The following is a 16,010-nucleotide window of genomic DNA, read 5'->3' on the forward strand; positions in this document are numbered from 1 at the left end:
TCACACCGTGATCGCGTGCACGCGTTCGTCCGCGACCACGTACGCGGACTTGTCGGCGACGGTCACCGCACTTCGCACCTTGCCGACCTCGGCGGTCCAGCGCGGCTCGCCGCTTGCGGCGTCCAGTGCGGACACTCGGTTGCCGCACGCCAGGTACACGATTCCGTCGTGCACGGTGGGCGCGCCCGTGGGTTCGGCGTCGGTGCGCGCCATCCACCGCAGTGCGCCGGTGCGCAGGTCCAGGCGATACAGCTTGGACATCGCGCTGGTCACGTAGACGGCATCACCGTCGACGGCCAGGAATTCCCCGTCCTCGTGCGCGAAGGTCCACAGCGTCGCACCTGAGTCCGCGGCCAGCGCCCGCACCCCTTCCCCGGTCGGTCCGACCACGAGCACTTCGTTGCCGGTGCAGGCGGAACGGGCGGGCGAACCCACCTCGGCCTGCCACCGCACCGCGCCGGTGACCACATCCAGCGCACACAACGCCGGATCGAGGTCGCAGATGACGACACCGCGGGCGAGGGACATCCAGGCGGTGTAGCCGACTCTGCGACCCTCGACCGAACTCCACCGTCGCACCCCGGTCCGCGCGTCGTAGGCGACGATCCCGCCGCCGATCGGCGGCGCGGTGAAGACGGTGGCGGGATCCCCGCCCGCGTAGAGCACTGCGACATCGGTGTCGGCCCGCCAGAGTCGCTGCCCGGAAGCCACATCGAACGCGTCGACGCCCTTCGTGACGGCGGAAGCGGCCACCACGTCACCGATCACGACGGGCACCCGGTAGATCTCGTAGTCCATCGAGCTCTTCCAGCGCACGGCGCCTGTCGCGGTGTCCAGCGCGTACACGTGACCATCGATGCTGCCCGCGAAAACACTGCCGCCCGCGACGGCGGGAGGTGTCGCTTCGCGGTCGCCGACCGCACCCACATCGGCCGTCCACCGCACCGTGCCTGCGGGCGGACCGACCGGCGTCCCAGGCGTCTCGCGACTTCCGCGCCCGAAGGCGACCGCGGCCGCGCCACCGGCCGCCAGCAGGCAGGCACCGGCCAGTCCCGCGGCCAGTACGGTACGTCTGCCCGCACGGGCGGGCGCGGCCGTCACATCGGCGGGCAGCCAGCCATCCCACGGCAGCGTGACGCCAGGGGCGCGCCCGAACGCCGCGAGAACCTGCTCGGTACCGGGCCGGTCAGCCGGGGCGTGCGCCAGACAGGCGGTGATCACCCGCAACAGCCTGCCTTCCGGGATGGCGCTGAGGTCGGGCCGCTCGTGCAGCACGCGATGCAGCACCACACCGATCGGCCCGTGCCCGTACGGGGGCACCCCGGTGGAGGCGAACGCGAGCACCGCGCCGAGGGAGAACACGTCACCGGCCGGGCCGACCTCCGCACCGAGGATGTGTTCGGGCGACATGTAGCCCGGCGAACCGATCACCGATCCGGTCGCGGTGAGCGAATGCGATTGCGTCACCGCGCGCGCGATGCCGAAATCGATGACACGCGGACCGGAGTCGGCCACCAGGATGTTCGCGGGCGTGAGATCGCGGTGTACGACACCCGCCGCGTGTATCGCGCCGAGCGCCTCGGCGACACCCGCGGCGAGCAGTTCGGTCGCCGCGACGGACAGCGGACCGTGTTCGGCCACAACCTGTTTCAACGACGGCGCGGCGATGTACTCGGTCGCCAGCCACGGCCGTGGGGAGTTCCAATCGGCGTCGACCACCGCTGCGGTGTAGAAGCCGCCGACCGCGCGGGCCGCGCGCACCTCGCGCGCGAATCGCAGGACGAACTCCTCGTCGGCGGCGAGGTGTTTGTGCACCACCTTGATGGCGACCTGCCGCTGTCCCGGTGAACGTCCCAGGAAGACGTCACCCATCCCACCGGAACCGAGTCGCGCGGTGATCCGATGCGGGCCGATCTGTCGCGGGTCCTCGGGCCGCAGCCGCTCCGTCATCGCCGCAAGGTATTCAGGATCGCCCTGGCCTGCTCTTGGACCAAGCGTGCGCTGGTTTCACCCGTGTGTCCACTGTCGCGCCCGGACACGTCGAGGCTGAGAATCACCACGACATCGGCATCGAGCACCCCGAGTTCGTAGTCGACTTCCGCGAATCCGTTGCCGACGGCATTGCGCGATTCCCGCGAGACGTAGTACGCGGCCTCGCCGAATCCCGCCAGTTCGCCTGCCTTCTCGTCGTCGTGTATGCGTGTGCTGGTTCTTCGTTCGAACTGCCGGTACACCTCGCGAGTCGAGAGGATGGAGTCGCCACTGTAGACGCCGATGGAGACCATGCCGTTGCGAACAGTGGCCAGACACGTCAGCGACGGCCTCGAGCCCCTCGATTCGGTGTGCGTCGGGGGGCGCGCGGTGTCGATCGCTCCGGCATAGGCGATCAGCGGCGCGAGATCGTAGAGGTCGCAAGCGTTCACGATGTGGTCCACGTGGTAGCGATCCGGCGGCGGCGCGGGCGTCGTCGTGGTAGCGACCGGGGCGGCGGTCGTCGTCGGCTGCGCCTGTGCGGTCGCTTCCGCGCCGTCGAAATGCCGGATGAGGACGCCGCCCGCGCTCACACACACAGCCAGGGTCAATGCCGCGCACAGCCCGACCAGCAGCCATTCGATCCGTCGGCGACTCATGCGCGCAGCCTCTCCATGACCTGCCTGACCTCATCCTGGACCAGCCGCAGACCCTCTTCGCCGGTGGCGGGCACGCCAGGACTTCCGAGTATGACCAGGATTCGGACCGACATCCCGGCGTCGTGGACACCGACGTCGGCGCGCAAACTCGTGAGCCGCGGCCCACCCGATTCGTGCACGGAGAAGTAGGCGTCCGCACCCAGTTCGGGCAGGACACCGCCCCGCATACCAGAACCGGTCGTCTTGATCGCCGCATCCCTCGACATCTCGTACAGGCTGTCAGCGGATTCACCACGACTGATTCGCACGGTCAGCAAGAAGTACCCGCTGGGCGTTCGACACTCGAGGGTGCCGTTGGCGCCCTTGCTCTCGCGGTGGTCTGGTTGCCCCTTGTCGTTCAGACCGTTTGCCTTGAATTTGTCGAGGTCGACCAGGTCGCAGGCGTTCGTCACCGTCGCGATGGTGTACTTGCCCGGCGGTTCGGCGGAAGCGGTCCGCTCGGGATCTCGATAGGCGAGGGGTGGATCGTCGGCATCGATGAGCAGCGTGGCGGCCACTCCGACCACGACGAGCAAGGAGAACAGCGACAACCCGGCCGCGATCCAGGCCGGGCGGCCCGGTGACGGTTGCCGATCGGTCATTCCACCCGCCCCCATGCCGTCTCGGTCTGTCGTTCGCAGATCGCGCGCAGGTCCGCCCGCGAGATGCCGGTGTCCTCCGACAGCAGGAAATCGACGGTCAACGCCGCGTTGGCGACGATCGAACCGACTCCGCAGAGGAGCTGGTCGCCCGTGCCGGTCTTGCGGGTGCTGTGGTAGGCGTCCTCGCCGACACCGGGCAGCAGACCCGTCTCCACTCCGGCGCCGCTGGTTTCGAAGGTCCTGGATTTGGCGCGCCAGTACCATTGCGCCGTATCGTCGCGGTCGCCGATCTGTAACTCCGCACTCAGCCACCCGTGCTTCAGATCGGCGTGACATGTGAAGGTCCGGCTGCCGAGGAAGATGCCGCCGTAGTCGTCGTGGCGCGTCGAGGTGATGCCGCCTCCGAGTTTCTCGACTGCCGGGAGATCGAGCAGTGCGCAGACGTCGGTGACCTCGTCGGCGGCGAAGTCACCGTGCGGCGCGGACGCGTCGCGCCCCGCCGAGATGGTGGCGGTACCCGCGACGACGAGGATCACCGTGACCCAGCTCGCCGCGGCGATGATCCAGGGCAGGCCGTCGCGTCGCCGTCGCGACGGCACCGACGGCGGCCCGGTGACCGATTCCGCCTTCACGGTGACCGGAACGGCGGGCAACCAGCGCGCGGGCGCGGGTGCGGCCAGCACGCGGGCGAGGTCGGCGGCGGTCGGCCGATCGGCGGGACTTCCGGTCAGGCACGGGTCGATGACCTCGCGCAGCGCGGGCGGGACCGGCGCCGACAACGAGCCGGTCGCCGCGAAGACCAGGACGGAGGCCAGATCGAATACGTCGGTGGTCGAACCGATATCGGGTTCGGTAATGGCCTGCGGCGTACTTCGTTCGTCGAGCGGGGTGGTCGGCGAATCGTCGCCGGGGTCGAGTAGCCGCGGACCGGAGTCGGTGACCTCGACGCGGTCCGGAGTGACCGCCGCGTGGACCCGGCCCAGCGCGTGCATCGCACTCAGCGAATGCGCCAGTACCGTTCCGAGTCCGCGGACCCACCCCTCGGGCATGGGTCCGTACCTCGCGATCATCCGGTCCAACCGAATGCCGCGCGGCTCCTCGGATAGTTCCCCCTCCGCCATACTCCCGCCCCGTCCTCCTTCGATCCGCCCGTCGTGACCCGTGCGCGGCGAAATTCCCACTTCGGGGACATGCGGCGCCGGGGAAGCCCTTGCGCCACACGGTGGTCCGCTCACGACGTAGGACAATATCCCTCATCATTCGCATCGTGCGCAACCATCGCGAGTCCCGCGACGACCGCGCGGGCCGAACCCCGAGCGGCGTGCGATCCGACGCCCGGGAATCTTTCTCGGTCGACATGCCACGGGCGGCGCGATCGCGGACGTACCATCCGAGCGTGGTCGAGTGCCGCTGCGCACGCAGCGCGCGCAACTGGGATCGCGGCGGGCCAGCGTCGCGAGCATCCGCTCACCCAGCACGACATCGTTCCCGCCGCCGTCCGGTACCGTCCCCGCACCGCGAACAGCGACCGCGCCGCCACGGCGCTCGACCCATGCGCCCGCGTGCACCCGCCCCGCCTCGAACTCGGCTCGAACCTGCACGAATTCCCCGCCGGGCATGCCTGATTCGGCGTCGGAGAGGAACCGGGAGGCTAGGAAGACCGCGGACTTCGGTGCGTCCGAACTGGGACGACACCCCGACGATATCGGCTATGCCGGACGCCGGATCGACTTCCTGGGCAAGGACCTCGACGTTCCGCTCGGCGCCGACCCGGTGGAGGCGGTGCGCTCCTACCTGCGCGGCCGGCGCACCCCGACGGCCTGGCATCTCTCGCAGAAGGCGGTCGTGGTGATCGGCCCCGGACATCTCCTCGGCCATGTCATCTGGCCCGAGTAGATCACCGCGGCGACCCTCACCGGGCACCGAGGACCGCTGATGCACCCGGCCGGTGTTCCACCGAACCGGGTCCGGCCCGCACCCGGCACACCCCGGCACGGTGACAACGAGGACGACGACGCCTTGGCCGAGCTCGACGAGCTCCTCGCCCGCGTCGAGGGCCTGCGCGGCGAGCACCAACGCGAATGGATCCAGTTCGCGGTCTGGGCCACCGCACACCAGCATCCCGTGCTGCCCGCCCCGGCCGCGGTGCTCGCCGCCTACCTCGACGCCTACCCCGGCACGCTGGCCACCCAGCGCGGCCGCGCCACCGCGATCACCGCCGCCCACCGCGCCGCCTGCCGTACCCCCGGCGACCCGCTCCCGATCACCACGGGCCCCGTCCCGCCCCGCGGGCTGCCATCGCCCGCCGACGCCGAAACCATCCGCCGCCTGCTGCGCCCCGGCCGCGCCGCCCGGCTCGCGGCCGCGCGCGCCGAGATCGAACCCGCCATCGCCGCCCTGCCCACCCACGGCTGGCCCGACGCCCTGCACGGGCGCCGCGACGCACTCGTGCTGCACCTGGTCGTGGCCGGGCTGTCCTGGGACACCATTGCCGCCCTGTGCCAACGCGACATCTGCCTGACCGGCACCGCCGTGGCCGTCGGAACGCAGCCGCTGATCACCCTGCCCGCCACCGGGCACCCCGCGACCTGCCCGGTCGCGGTGATGCGTCGCTGGGCCGCCGTGCTCGCCCACGCCCCCCGGGCCACCGGCCACATCACCCTCGAACCTCTGCTCACCACCCCGCCGCCGGGCGCCGAACCCGAGATCGGGCTGCTGCCCGAATGGGCTGATCAGCCCCTGCTGTGCGGATTCGACGAACGCGGCTTCGCCGAAGGCGTCATCGACGAACTCAACCCCCTCACCCGTTCCCATATCATCGAGATCTACACCAGCAGAGAAGCACTCACCCCTCCACCCGCAGGGATCGAACTCTCAACCGACTGGCACGAACGTGGCATCGCGGCGCGGCACCGTGACCACGCCGCCGGCCACGACCTCGACGACCTGCTCACCCGCCTCGAAACCATGCTCGACGACCTCCACACCCGCACTCAACCATCCCACCACTGATCCCGGGCCGCTCTGCCCAGCCAGGGCCTACAGGAGGTCACGGCGTGATGAGGATGTGAGCCAGAGACAGGCCAGTCCTGGTCCAATCCCGCAACTCCGACCGCGTGTTCGGCCACCAGAGCTGTGATCAGGAACCGCTCCGGCACCACGCCGTCGGCGTCGCCTGTCATCGGCATCGACCCGCCCGGCGAGATCGCCTTCCGCGCCCTGCGCCCACGTGCCTGACGGTGGCGACTCGAATTCAGTGTCGAGCCGCCACCGACGGAGGCTGGTACTCGAAGACCGCGATATCATCATCGACGACCACGACAATCTCACCACCGGGGCCGACGCTCACCACCGATATCAGGCCCGGACAATCGAGCACCGCGATGGTCATCATCGTCGCCAAGTCCCAGACCTGCACCGTGCCGTCGTTGCTGCCGGTGACCGCGACCGGGCGCCCGCCGAGCTCGGTGCAGGCCACCGCCCCGACCCAGCCGGTGTGGCCGGTGAGGACGAGGTGTTCGGTGCCGGTGTCGAGGTCCCAGACCCGCACCGTCCGGTCGAGGCCGCCGGTGACTGCGACCGGGCGCCCGCCGAGTTGGGTGCAGGCCACCGCGAAGACCGAGCCGGTGTGGCCGGGCAGGACGAGGTGTTCAGTGCCGGTGTCGAGGTCCCAGACCCGCACCGTGCCGTCGTCGCCGACGGTGACCGCGACCGGACGCGCACCGAGTTGGGTGCAGGCCACCGCGAGGACCGAGCCGGTGTGGCCGGTGAGGACGAGGTGTTCGGTGCCGGTGTCGAGGTTCCAGACCCGCACCGTCCTGTTGTGGCCGGCGGTGACCGCGACCGGACGCGCACCGAGCTGGGTGCAGGCCACCGCCCGGACCGAGCCGGTGTGGCCGGGCAGGACGAGGTGTTCGGTGCCGGTGTCGAGGTCCCAGACCCGCACCGTCCGGTCGTCGCCGGCGGTGACTGCGACCGGGCGCCCGCCGAGCTGGGTGCAGGCCACCGCCCGGACCCAGCCGGTGTGGCCGGTGAGGACGAGGTGTTCGGTGCCGGTGTCGAGGTCCCAGACCCGCACCGTGCCGTCGTCGCCGGCGGTGACTGCGACCGGGCGCCGGGCGAGCTGGGTGCAGGCCACCGCCCGGACCGACCAGGTTCGGCGGATCGGTGGCCGTTCGCGATCAGTCATTGTCTCGCCGTTTTGGGCGGAATCAACGCCAGTCGGCATGTCCGGAGTGTCCGCCGAAGGACTTGCTACCAGTTCACCTCCAAGGGAGGGGACTGACCGCCAACCAGCCTCATCGAGGTTCCAGACCCGCACCGTGCCGTTGTGGCCACCGGTGAGCGCGACCGGGCGCCCGCCGAGCTGGGTGCAGGCCACCGCCCGGACCCAGCCGGTGTGGCCGGGCAGGACGAGGTGTTCGGTGCCGGTGTCGAGGTACCAGACCCGCACCGTCCGGTCGTCGCCGGCGGTGACTGCGACCGGGCGCCCGCCGAGTTGGGTGCAGGCCACCGCGAGGACCCAGCCGGTGTGGCCGGTGAGGACGAGGTGTTCGGTGCCGGTGTCGAGGTACCAGACCCGCACCGTCTGGTCGTCGCGGCCGCCGGTGACTGCGACCGGACGCGCACCGAGTTGGGTGCAGGCCACCGCGAAGACTGAGCCGGTGTGGCCGGTGAGGACGAGGTGTTCGGTGCCGGTGTCGAGGTACCAGACCCGCACCGTCCGGTCGAGGCCGCCGGTGACTGCGACCGGGCGCCCGCCGAGCTTGGTGCAGGCCACCGCCCAGACCCAGCCGGTGTGGCCGGTGAGGACGAGGTGTTCGGTGCCGGTGTCGAGGTACCAGACCCGCACCGTGCCGTCATCGCTGGCGGTGACTGCGACCGGGCGCCCGCCGAGCTCGGTGCAGGCCACCGCGAGGACCGAGCCGGTGTGGCTGGTGAGGACGAGGTGTTCGGTGCCGGTGTCGAGGTACCAGACCCGCACCCTCCGGTCGAGGCCGCCGGTGACCGCGACCGGACGCGCACCGAGCTGGGTGCAGGCCACCGCCCGGACCGCGGGGGTGTGGCCGGGCAGGACGAGGTGTTCGGTGCCGGTGTCGAGGTCCCAGACCCGCACCGTGCCATCGCGGCCACCGGTGACCGCGACCGGACGCCCGCCGAACTCGGTGCAGGCCACGGCATCGACGGGACTGGCATGGCCATTGAGTGTCGCACGGTGGGCGGTGTGGGTGAGTTGGTCGGTGGCCCAGCGCGTTCGCCATGCCAGGGTGCGGTTGAGCTGGTGGTGTTGGCGGGTGGCGTCGAAGCGGGCGGCGTCGAAGGCCAGGATCTGGCGGCGCCGAGCCGAGGGCATGTGCTGGTGATGAGCGGCGGACCACCTGTAGATCGCTCGGGTCAGAAGCCCGTCGTCGCTGCGGGTTTGGTGTAGCGCGGTTTGCAGCGGGGCGGGTTCGGCGTGGACGAGGTAGTCCATGTCGGTGATCACCTCGTCGATCAGCCCGGCAAGTGCGGCGTGGGTGGCGAGGTGGCGCAGGGTGTAGGGGTGGGCTCGTGCCCAGTCGCGGTAGCCGTCGGCGCCGACCGGTACCCGGGCGCGCAGCACGTGCACGAACGTGGTGTGCACGGTGGCCGGGTCGTGGCCGTGGGTGAGGTATTCGGCCAGGGCTTGGTGGTAGAGCCGGTAGGCCGAGCGGCCGTCTTCGGCGGCCTCCACGACGTAGGAGCCCGCGGTACGCCGCAACCACAGCAGATCGGCGTCGGTGTAGGTAGCACCGGCGAGGGCTGAGGCGATCGGCGCCCACAGGTCCTCCCACGGCAGGCCCTGGCCTTGGGCAAAGGCCAACGGCTGCAACAGATCCCGTGCCGCGTCCGCGCGGGTGCGCAGCCGGGAGTCCAGATCGCGCCCCATGGCCTCGCCGGGCATGGCGGGCAGGGAGGCCCGCCATGCCTGGTCGGCGGGGTCGGGGATGGTGTGTTCGGCGGCCAGGGTGGCGGAGACGATGCGGGCGACCAGGAACGACGGGGTGGCCTGGTCGGCGACCGCGGCGGCGACCGCCCGGATCACCGGCGGCTCGGTGGTGGTGTAGATGCCGTGGGGTTCGGCTTCGATCAGACCGCGTACCGCGTAGGTGCGCAGCGCGTGCAGGTCGGCATAGTGCGGTGCGTCGAGGTCCAGCGCCGAGCCGCGGTCCAAGCCGAGATCGTCGAGCAGGAACGGGCGGGTGCCGACCAGCAGTCGGAGCCCGGCCCCGGCATGCTCGAGCAAGGGCCGCAGCAAGCCGCGGGTCAGCGCACGCGGGTCGGCGGCCTCGTCGAGCCCGTCGATGAGCACCGTCAACGTCGCGCCGCGCCGGTGCAGGGCCTGGGCGAGTTCCCCGACCGTGGCCGCAGTGTTCGGCGGCGGCCGCGATCCCGTCGCGGACCTGGTCGACGGTGAGGTTCTGGGCGTAGATCGCCACATCCACCGCCCCGCGGACCTGTTTGACCGAGGCCGGAAGGTCGAGGGTGTCGACCGGCACCGCCCGGTAGTAGTCGGGGTCGGCCAGGGCGGCGATCAAGCCGAGGACCGCGGTCTTGCCCGAGCCCGGATCGCCGGTGACCGCGAGCAGCCGCCGGGTGGGGTCGGGGTGGGTGAGCCAGTCGGCGAGACCGGCCAGGGCGGTGTGGCGCCCGCAGAACCACCAGCCCTTGCCGTCGTAGTTGCCCATCGCCCGGACCAGGAACCGTTTCCGGAACTCGACCTCGCGGCGCTCGGCGTGGGCTTCCCATTCCCGGGCCGACTGCAACGCCAGGTCGATATCGGTCATCCCGCGCCGGTAGTGCGGGTTGTGCAGGAACGGCGGCTCGCCGGCGGTGAACCGGACACCGTCGGCGACCACACTCTGCCGAGCCGGATCGATCGCAGCTTTACGCATCTCGGTGGCCAGCGCATGGACGGTGACCGTCGGCGGGCTGTGCCCGGCCGGGGCGAGAGATTCCGCGGCCTCGGCGAGCATGTGGGGGAACAGCCCGGCCTGGGCGAGTTGGCGGGGCTGGACGGAGCTGAGGACCATGATCCCGCTACCGGGCTCGTCCTTGGCCCAGTGGCTGGTGTAGTCCTTCAAGGCCGCGGCGGTGAAATCGGCGCCGCCCTTGCCCGAGTGGCAGGTATCGAGCAGCAGCAGCAGTCGCCGGATCGGGGTCTCGTAGAGCACGATCCGGGCCAGATCAGCGGTGCGGGTCGCGCGGTGCAGCCGGTCCGGGCGGGTGTCGGCGGTGACCAGGACATGCTCGCCGGTGCGGTCCAACCGCTCACCGTGGCCGGTGAAGTAGATCGCCAGGACGTCGGTGGACCGGCGATCAGGGTCCCGGCAGAAATCATCGAGGGCGTCGAGCAACTCGCTGGCCGTCGGGTCCATCGCGACAGTGTCGATCAGGGTGTAGCCGAACCGTCCGGTGAACAGCCCCACCAGATCCGCGCGCGCCTGCCCCAGACCGGGCCGGTCCCAGCCCGACCCGGCGACGGCGTGTTCGGCGACCGCGGCCGCGATCAGGAACCGCCGCGGCCCCCCGGCCTCATTCACCACGCAATCCCGCGGCGATCGCTTCGCCGACGCGTTTCTCGGTCAGATACGGCACCGCCGAATGCGCGTGAGAACCGTTGTGTACCGGCGTGTCCCACACCCTGTGCGAGAACGTGGCGCCGAAGAGCGGGTCGAGCTGCTTGACCAGCGCCACCACGTCCCCGGCGTCGGCGAAGTTGGACCACACCAGCCCATCGCGGCCGGGCCAGGCCCCGACGCCGCCGGTGGGGGAGGGGTCGAGGCGGTGAAAGATCAGGTTCGCGATCCCCAGCGGCGAGCCGAGTGTGATCAGCGCCCGCACCGGATGCCCGGGCATGGCGCAGAGGGTCTCGTAGGCTACGACCGAGCCGAGGGAATGCGCGACCACCACGCGGGTGTCGCCGGTGATCTGATCCCGGACCCGGGCCCGGATCCGATCGCGCAGGGGCGGTTCGGTGAGGTAGCGGCGCACCTGTTTGAGGCTGCCGACCATCGACCGCAGGGCGATCCCGGCGAAGAACCGGGAGTCGGCGAGAGCCTCGAGGCGCCGCTGCACCGACATCGGCACCCTCCCCAGGCTCTGATCATCCGGGATCTGCACGGCGGGATCAGTGGCCGCCGCGGCGTGCCACCACGCGGCCAGCAGGTCCTGTTCGAGACCGGGTTCGACGTCGTCGGCGTCGTACCACGGCTCCGGTCCCGACAGCGGCTGGCCCGGCGGGCGGAACAGGTCCCCGTGGAACCCGGCTGCGACCTCGCCCTCGCCGAGTTTGTCTGCCCCGGCCAGCACCAGCCCGCTGTTGAGCGCGGGCCGCCACCCCTCGAGCAGGACCTCACTACCCGAGACCTGCTGGCCGATCCCGTGCACACAGACCACCCGCGCCATCACCACACCCCCGCCCCTCTCTCACCACGAAACCTCGTGAACGCGATCACCAGCGCGCCACTACGCGCACAACGCAGCACCACATCGGATCTAACCCGCCCACGTCTCGAGCGCGCCCGGAAATCGTTCCTGAGACCGAGCCTCAACACCTCGTGTCCATCGATCGACCGACACTCCGCGCCACTCACGCTGAACCGCCCCGGGTTCGGTGCGCACCGGTTTATCTGTCTCCAGCCGGTAGCTCGGCGTGGCGTTAATAGTAGTCGGCTTCGTGCTCGACAGGCGGCCGGCGCCCGAGCCGGTGCATGCTCGACGGCGCCCACGACCCTCAGCCGCTGCCGGGTGCGCAACGGGTGCTCGCCGCCGACGCCGAGGGCGTTCTGTTCCGGCAACGCGCGGGTGTGGAGTACATCGGCCGGGACACACGATGGGTGTCCGAAGACGCCGAGGTGCGCACCGCCCTGTATTGGTACTACGGCTTGCTGGGCGACTACGTGGCTGCCATCGACCAGACCGATCCGGGCACGGTGCTGCGAACCTGGCGGCGCTCGGACGGCGCACCCGGGCCGGTCGTGCCTGTGGAAGTGCGCGGGGGACGCTGCCCGGAAGGGGGCCTCGTCCCCAGTCCGGAAATGCTCATTGTTCCCGGTGGGCTGCTCATTCGCTGCGGCGGGTGGATCGTCGGCTACAGCTGACCGACACCAGCTCCCGAGGTTGGGCACCGCGCGGTGCTTGACGGCGGTTCCACGGCGTCGGCGAGCTGTAGGGGTTGGGATCGAGGAGCGTGGACGGTGGTGAGCGCACCACGAGTCAACTCGGTTCCTCGTGGCGGGGTGGTGATGCCCCTGTGTTCGGTAACCGGCCGGGACGAGGGAGCGTTCTCGAGGGGGTGCCGGTGGGTAGCCGGTGTGCTCGTTGCGATGTGAGGCCCGGGACGGTGGGCCTGCGGTCGGTTGCGGGTTCTGGGGTGTTGAGCGGGGCCGCGAGGGCCGGTCGTCTCCTTCGGCGCGGGTGGTGGATCGAGGGATGTGGTGCCTGATCTGTGATTAGGTGAGCCGGTGTGGATAACGACTCCGATCTACTCGCAGGCCTTGAACATCATCGGACTCATCGCGCTGATCGTCGTCGCGGTGGCAGCGGTCATGACCACCCGGCGCCGGGGCGGGCCCGCGACGGCGGTCGCGGTCATCGGGATGGTGTTGCTGGCCATCGCGCAGGCGATGCAGGTGGCGCTGGGGTTCCACTGGATCGACTTCGACGTCCGTACCATTGTCGAGGGGTACTTCTTCGTGTCCGGCACGCTGTCGACCGTTGGCTTGATCATGGTCTTGGTCGGGCTGCTCATCGGCAAGACAGCAGCGAATCCGCATACTCCGAACCCCATATCCGGATTCCAGCCCGCACCGTTCGGGCAGCAGACGGGGACTGCGGTGCAGCCGTTCGGTCAATACGGTGCTCCCGGGCAGCCTTTCGGTCAGCCGGGTCCGTCCGCTGCGCCCTACGGCCAGCCGCAGCAACAGTTCGGTCAGCCGCAGCAGCAGTTCGGTCAGCCGCAGCCCGGATCCGGTCCACCGCAGGGCGGACCGGGAGCGTACTGACGAAAAAGCAGAGTGCCGCGCCGAAGGCGTCGAGATCTTCGGTGGCCATGAGGCCTGCCCCCAGCGACACGGAGAGCTGGGCGCAGACTGCGAGGATGTTCCCGCCTGCGGAGGTCCACGACCGTCGACGCTGCGGCGCAGGGGAGTCATGAGCGGGGCCGACCCCGCGCGTCCCTCGCTCGACCGAGACCGCAGCGCCGCGACGCCAGGAGAGGTACCCGGGGATGAACCGACCCCGACTCGCACCCCGGCCACGATGGAGCGCGGGCTGGGGTATCGGCCTGGCGGTGCTGGTGAGCCTGATGGTTTTCCTTCCCGCCACCTTCGCCGCGCGTCAAGCACTCCACGTCCCGGAGATAAACGCCAGGCCCAGGCGTCTACGTAACCGTCCACCCCACATCGCGACGTCCTACTGGATCACCTGGATCGCCGCCCTCACCGCGCTGGTGGCTCCCGCGGCGATCCTGGCCCTGTTCCCCCGCACTCGACGCGTCGCACTGGGCTACGCCCTGACCGCGACTCTGCTGGGCGCAGCGCTGAGCGCACTGGTCATCGGCTTCGAACTCAACGGCTTCGCGCCCGACTGACCGGACATCCGCGACCCCACAACGATCCCGGCCACGGCGGCCACGACACCGGCCAGCGCTTACTCGGCGTCCGGGGCTGTGGTCACAGCCTGTCGCGGCGGGACGTGGCGCGGCAGTTGCTGTACCGGGACCGTGCTGTGGTGCTGCCGCGCGGATACCAGCGCAGCAGGCCCCAGCTGCGGCACCGATGTCACACCGTCAGTTCACCGTGCCCAGGCCAGCACAGGACAGGATTCCACTCACGGGCCCGCAGCCGCAGCGCAGCGCGTAAGTCCGGCAGTAGCCGCGCACCGACGGATGCCGGAGCGGGATCGATGCCGGTGAAATCGGGGTGGCGGGAGGTTTGCTGGTGCCATACTGATCGTGCCGCCCGCTCGAGCTGGGCGACACCGCGATTACCCCGTCGCGGAGCCGGTCTCGGCTCGGACCACCCCGCCCGAGCCGGGACCATTCGCCCGCCAGCGGCACCCTCTCCGGGGCGGTGGCGCGACGCGCGAATACCGGCTCGCCGGTGGGACGGTCGGCGGCGCAGCACCGAATTCACCCGGCCCGCGCACAATTCCGCTGTTTCAGCGCCCTGGGTACGAACGGCTTCCTGTGGCGCTCGGACAGCGGCAATGCCGCTCCTGCCGGGAGCACCTGACGCGCGGGCGGTGGTGGGCGCGAGTCGCGGCGGTGAGTGGCCGCGCTCCGGAGGAAAGGGGGGACCCTGCTCGCCTTTCGGCGGGAGTACCTGGTGGTTCAGCAGTGCGGCGAGGGGCGGTCCTGCGTAGTCATCATGGTGCACATCAAGGCCCGCCGAACCTTCCAGGACGCCCCCTCGAGGACGAACGGGACCTCCCCGAGGTCGGGGAGCGCGGCGCCGTCGACGGTGGTCTGCACCTGAGCCCACACCCGGGAGGCGTTCTCGGGCCGGACCGCGACCACGGTGTGGACGAAGACCGGCGCTTTCGGGTGCCGGTCGATCAGCTCGTACTCGGTGCCGTCGCCCTCGATCGCCCCGCGGCGCTGCTCCGGGGTCGGGCTCAGCGCGTGCGCCAGCAATGCGTCGAGTTCGGCGGTCGAGGGAACCGCCGCCACCGCGGGAGTCGACACCGGCACCGACGGCGGTGTGCTCGGGCCGGGCCCGGCGTAGCCGGTGGCGATCGCTACCGCAGCGAGCGCGGCCCCCAGCGCGGCAAGCCGACGGGCGGTCACCGGCCCTCGTTCGCGGCGGTCCCGGGATCCGGGTCGGGGATCCAGTCCGGCTTCTGCCCCTCGAAGTACGCCCACCCCGCCGCCGGGTCATATCCGGGCTCGGGCACCTGCCGCAGCGTGTTCACGATCCGGTGCCACCGGCTGCGCTCGGCCGACAATGCCTCGACCGCGCCCCGGCGGAAAGCCATCGCTTGCTCGACGTCGTGCCCGCCGTCGAGGGCACCGAGCCGCTCGACCTCGGCCTGAGTCTGGTCCAGGTCGGCGATGACCGCGGCCAGCACCGCCTCGGCCGCGGCCGCGAGCTCCTCGGTGACCGGCAGCACCCGCGCGAACTCCTCGAATGCCGCCTTCAGCTCCTTGCCGTGTCCGTACACCGCCCCATTCTCCAGCGGCGCGCGAGCAGCGCCCCCCTGTGACACGGAGCTACCGCCCGCCGTTCAACCGCGGCCCTCCGGCTCGGGCCCGAGCATGGCTTCGAGTTCGGTGATCCGGTCCCGCTGCCGCGCCAGGATCTGCCGCACGGCCTCGATGAGCTCGACGAAGCTGTACTGTCCCACCGGGATCTTCAGCACCCCAGCGAGATCGCTGCGCTGGCGCGCTATGAGGTCCTGGTAGTCGCTGAGGAGGGCATCGGCCATCGCCAGCCGCACCTCGGCCGGGACCTGCTCCTGAACCTGCGGGCCGTGCGGCGGCGGCTGCTGCCCGCGCCACGGTGACCACCGGTAACTGATCTCGTCCTCGGTCATCTCCGACAACTGCTGCAGCAACGTGCGACAGGCCACCGGCGAGCGGCGAGCGGAACACCGTCTCCAGGCAACGGTGATAGTCGGGCGGCCGCATCTGGACGTGATCGTTCATCACTCAACGCTCCGAAAGGACTCCGCACGAAGGCGAAGCAACCCACCTTACTAGCCGTCGTAGCACCGAACC

At 70.7% G+C, this 16,010-nt stretch carries 14 protein-coding genes and 1 pseudogene; 5 read left to right on the plus strand and 10 right to left on the minus strand.

What is annotated here, in order from left to right:
- The 4 genes from LTT61_RS00125 to LTT61_RS00140 are packed head-to-tail and all read right to left on the minus strand — an operon-like array spanning position 1 to position 4,320.
- Entirely contained in the window at positions 1 to 1,950 is a 1,950-nt protein-coding gene (locus tag LTT61_RS00125; protein ID WP_233017855.1) for a PQQ-binding-like beta-propeller repeat protein, read from the minus strand.
- The gene (locus tag LTT61_RS00130; RefSeq protein WP_233017856.1) at positions 1,947 to 2,630 is read right to left on the minus strand and encodes a hypothetical protein; all 684 of its coding nucleotides are present in this window, start codon (positions 2,628 to 2,630) and stop codon (positions 1,947 to 1,949) included. Before LTT61_RS00130 ends, LTT61_RS00125 begins: the two co-directional genes overlap by 4 nt.
- Positions 2,627 to 3,271, minus strand: a complete 645-nt coding sequence (locus LTT61_RS00135) for a hypothetical protein (protein WP_233017857.1) — start codon at positions 3,269 to 3,271, stop codon at positions 2,627 to 2,629. Before LTT61_RS00135 ends, LTT61_RS00130 begins: the two co-directional genes overlap by 4 nt.
- The gene (locus LTT61_RS00140; protein WP_233017858.1) at positions 3,268 to 4,320 is read right to left on the minus strand and encodes a hypothetical protein; all 1,053 of its coding nucleotides are present in this window, start codon (positions 4,318 to 4,320) and stop codon (positions 3,268 to 3,270) included. The genes LTT61_RS00135 and LTT61_RS00140 overlap by 4 nt, the downstream gene beginning before the upstream one ends.
- Positions 4,321 to 4,888: 568 nt before the next feature.
- On the opposite strand from LTT61_RS00140, the gene LTT61_RS00145 reads away from it, so the two are divergent.
- Positions 4,889 to 5,167: a hypothetical protein gene (locus LTT61_RS00145; protein ID WP_233017859.1), complete on the plus strand. Its 279-nt coding sequence runs from the start codon at positions 4,889 to 4,891 to the stop codon at positions 5,165 to 5,167.
- Positions 5,168 to 5,206: 39 nt separating this feature from the next.
- Complete coding sequence (locus tag LTT61_RS00150; RefSeq protein WP_233017860.1) at positions 5,207 to 6,283, plus strand: hypothetical protein; 1,077 nt, start codon at positions 5,207 to 5,209, stop codon at positions 6,281 to 6,283.
- Positions 6,284 to 6,524: 241 nt separating this feature from the next.
- Here LTT61_RS00150 and LTT61_RS00155 read toward each other — a convergent pair whose 3' ends face one another.
- The 3 genes and pseudogenes from LTT61_RS00155 to LTT61_RS00160 form a co-directional block, all read right to left on the minus strand.
- A complete protein-coding gene (locus tag LTT61_RS00155; RefSeq protein ID WP_233021281.1) occupies positions 6,525 to 9,602 on the minus strand; it encodes a WD40 repeat domain-containing protein in 3,078 nt (1,025 codons plus the stop codon).
- A 637-nt stretch (positions 9,603 to 10,239) separates the two neighbouring features.
- Positions 10,240 to 10,836 (minus strand): annotated as a pseudogene (locus tag LTT61_RS32850) (caspase family protein); the annotation flags it as partial.
- A complete protein-coding gene (locus tag LTT61_RS00160; RefSeq protein WP_233017861.1) occupies positions 10,826 to 11,698 on the minus strand; it encodes a hypothetical protein in 873 nt (290 codons plus the stop codon). The pseudogene LTT61_RS32850 and the gene LTT61_RS00160, both read right to left, overlap by 11 nt.
- A gap of 305 nt (positions 11,699 to 12,003) precedes the next feature.
- On the opposite strand from LTT61_RS00160, the gene LTT61_RS00165 reads away from it, so the two are divergent.
- The 3 genes from LTT61_RS00165 to LTT61_RS00175 all read left to right on the plus strand — a co-directional run bounded on the left by LTT61_RS00165 (position 12,004) and on the right by LTT61_RS00175 (position 13,883).
- Positions 12,004 to 12,393 (plus strand): hypothetical protein, encoded by a 390-nt coding sequence (locus LTT61_RS00165; RefSeq protein WP_233017862.1) that lies wholly within the window; start codon positions 12,004 to 12,006, stop codon positions 12,391 to 12,393.
- Positions 12,394 to 12,789: 396 nt separating this feature from the next.
- A complete protein-coding gene (locus LTT61_RS00170) occupies positions 12,790 to 13,296 on the plus strand; it encodes a hypothetical protein (protein WP_233017863.1) in 507 nt (168 codons plus the stop codon).
- A gap of 287 nt (positions 13,297 to 13,583) precedes the next feature.
- Positions 13,584 to 13,883 carry a hypothetical protein gene (locus tag LTT61_RS00175; protein ID WP_233017864.1) on the plus strand — a complete coding sequence of 100 codons (300 nt, stop codon included), beginning with the start codon at positions 13,584 to 13,586 and terminating at the stop codon, positions 13,881 to 13,883.
- Between the two features lie 741 nt (positions 13,884 to 14,624).
- Here LTT61_RS00175 and LTT61_RS00180 read toward each other — a convergent pair.
- The 3 genes from LTT61_RS00180 to LTT61_RS00190 all read right to left on the minus strand — a co-directional run bounded on the left by LTT61_RS00180 (position 14,625) and on the right by LTT61_RS00190 (position 15,826).
- Positions 14,625 to 15,080: a hypothetical protein gene (locus LTT61_RS00180; protein WP_233017865.1), complete on the minus strand. Its 456-nt coding sequence runs from the start codon at positions 15,078 to 15,080 to the stop codon at positions 14,625 to 14,627.
- Positions 15,077 to 15,454, minus strand: a complete 378-nt coding sequence (locus LTT61_RS00185) for a hypothetical protein (RefSeq protein WP_233017866.1) — start codon at positions 15,452 to 15,454, stop codon at positions 15,077 to 15,079. Before LTT61_RS00185 ends, LTT61_RS00180 begins: the two co-directional genes overlap by 4 nt.
- Positions 15,455 to 15,517: 63 nt before the next feature.
- On the minus strand, positions 15,518 to 15,826 hold the full coding sequence (locus tag LTT61_RS00190; protein WP_233017867.1) for a hypothetical protein: 309 nt from the start codon (positions 15,824 to 15,826) through the stop codon (positions 15,518 to 15,520).
- Between the last annotated feature and the right edge of the window lie 184 nt (positions 15,827 to 16,010).

The sequence above is a fragment of the Nocardia asteroides genome (assembly GCF_021183625.1).
Lineage (GTDB): Bacteria > Actinomycetota > Actinomycetes > Mycobacteriales > Mycobacteriaceae > Nocardia > Nocardia asteroides_A.

Coding starts and splice junctions, on each gene's coding strand:
- LTT61_RS00130 (WP_233017856.1), bottom strand. CDS start 2,630: ATGAGTCGCCGACGGATCGAATGGCTGCTGGTCGGGCTGTGCGCGGCA.
- LTT61_RS00125 (WP_233017855.1), bottom strand. CDS start 1,950: ATGACGGAGCGGCTGCGGCCCGAGGACCCGCGACAGATCGGCCCGCAT.
- LTT61_RS00150 (WP_233017860.1), top strand. CDS start 5,207: ATGCACCCGGCCGGTGTTCCACCGAACCGGGTCCGGCCCGCACCCGGC.
- LTT61_RS00135 (WP_233017857.1), bottom strand. CDS start 3,271: ATGACCGATCGGCAACCGTCACCGGGCCGCCCGGCCTGGATCGCGGCC.
- LTT61_RS00140 (WP_233017858.1), bottom strand. CDS start 4,320: ATGCCCGAGGGGTGGGTCCGCGGACTCGGAACGGTACTGGCGCATTCG.
- LTT61_RS00165 (WP_233017862.1), top strand. CDS start 12,004: ATGCTCGACGGCGCCCACGACCCTCAGCCGCTGCCGGGTGCGCAACGG.
- LTT61_RS00145 (WP_233017859.1), top strand. CDS start 4,889: ATGCCTGATTCGGCGTCGGAGAGGAACCGGGAGGCTAGGAAGACCGCG.
- LTT61_RS00160 (WP_233017861.1), bottom strand. CDS start 11,698: ATGGCGCGGGTGGTCTGTGTGCACGGGATCGGCCAGCAGGTCTCGGGT.
- LTT61_RS00190 (WP_233017867.1), bottom strand. CDS start 15,826: ATGACCGAGGACGAGATCAGTTACCGGTGGTCACCGTGGCGCGGGCAG.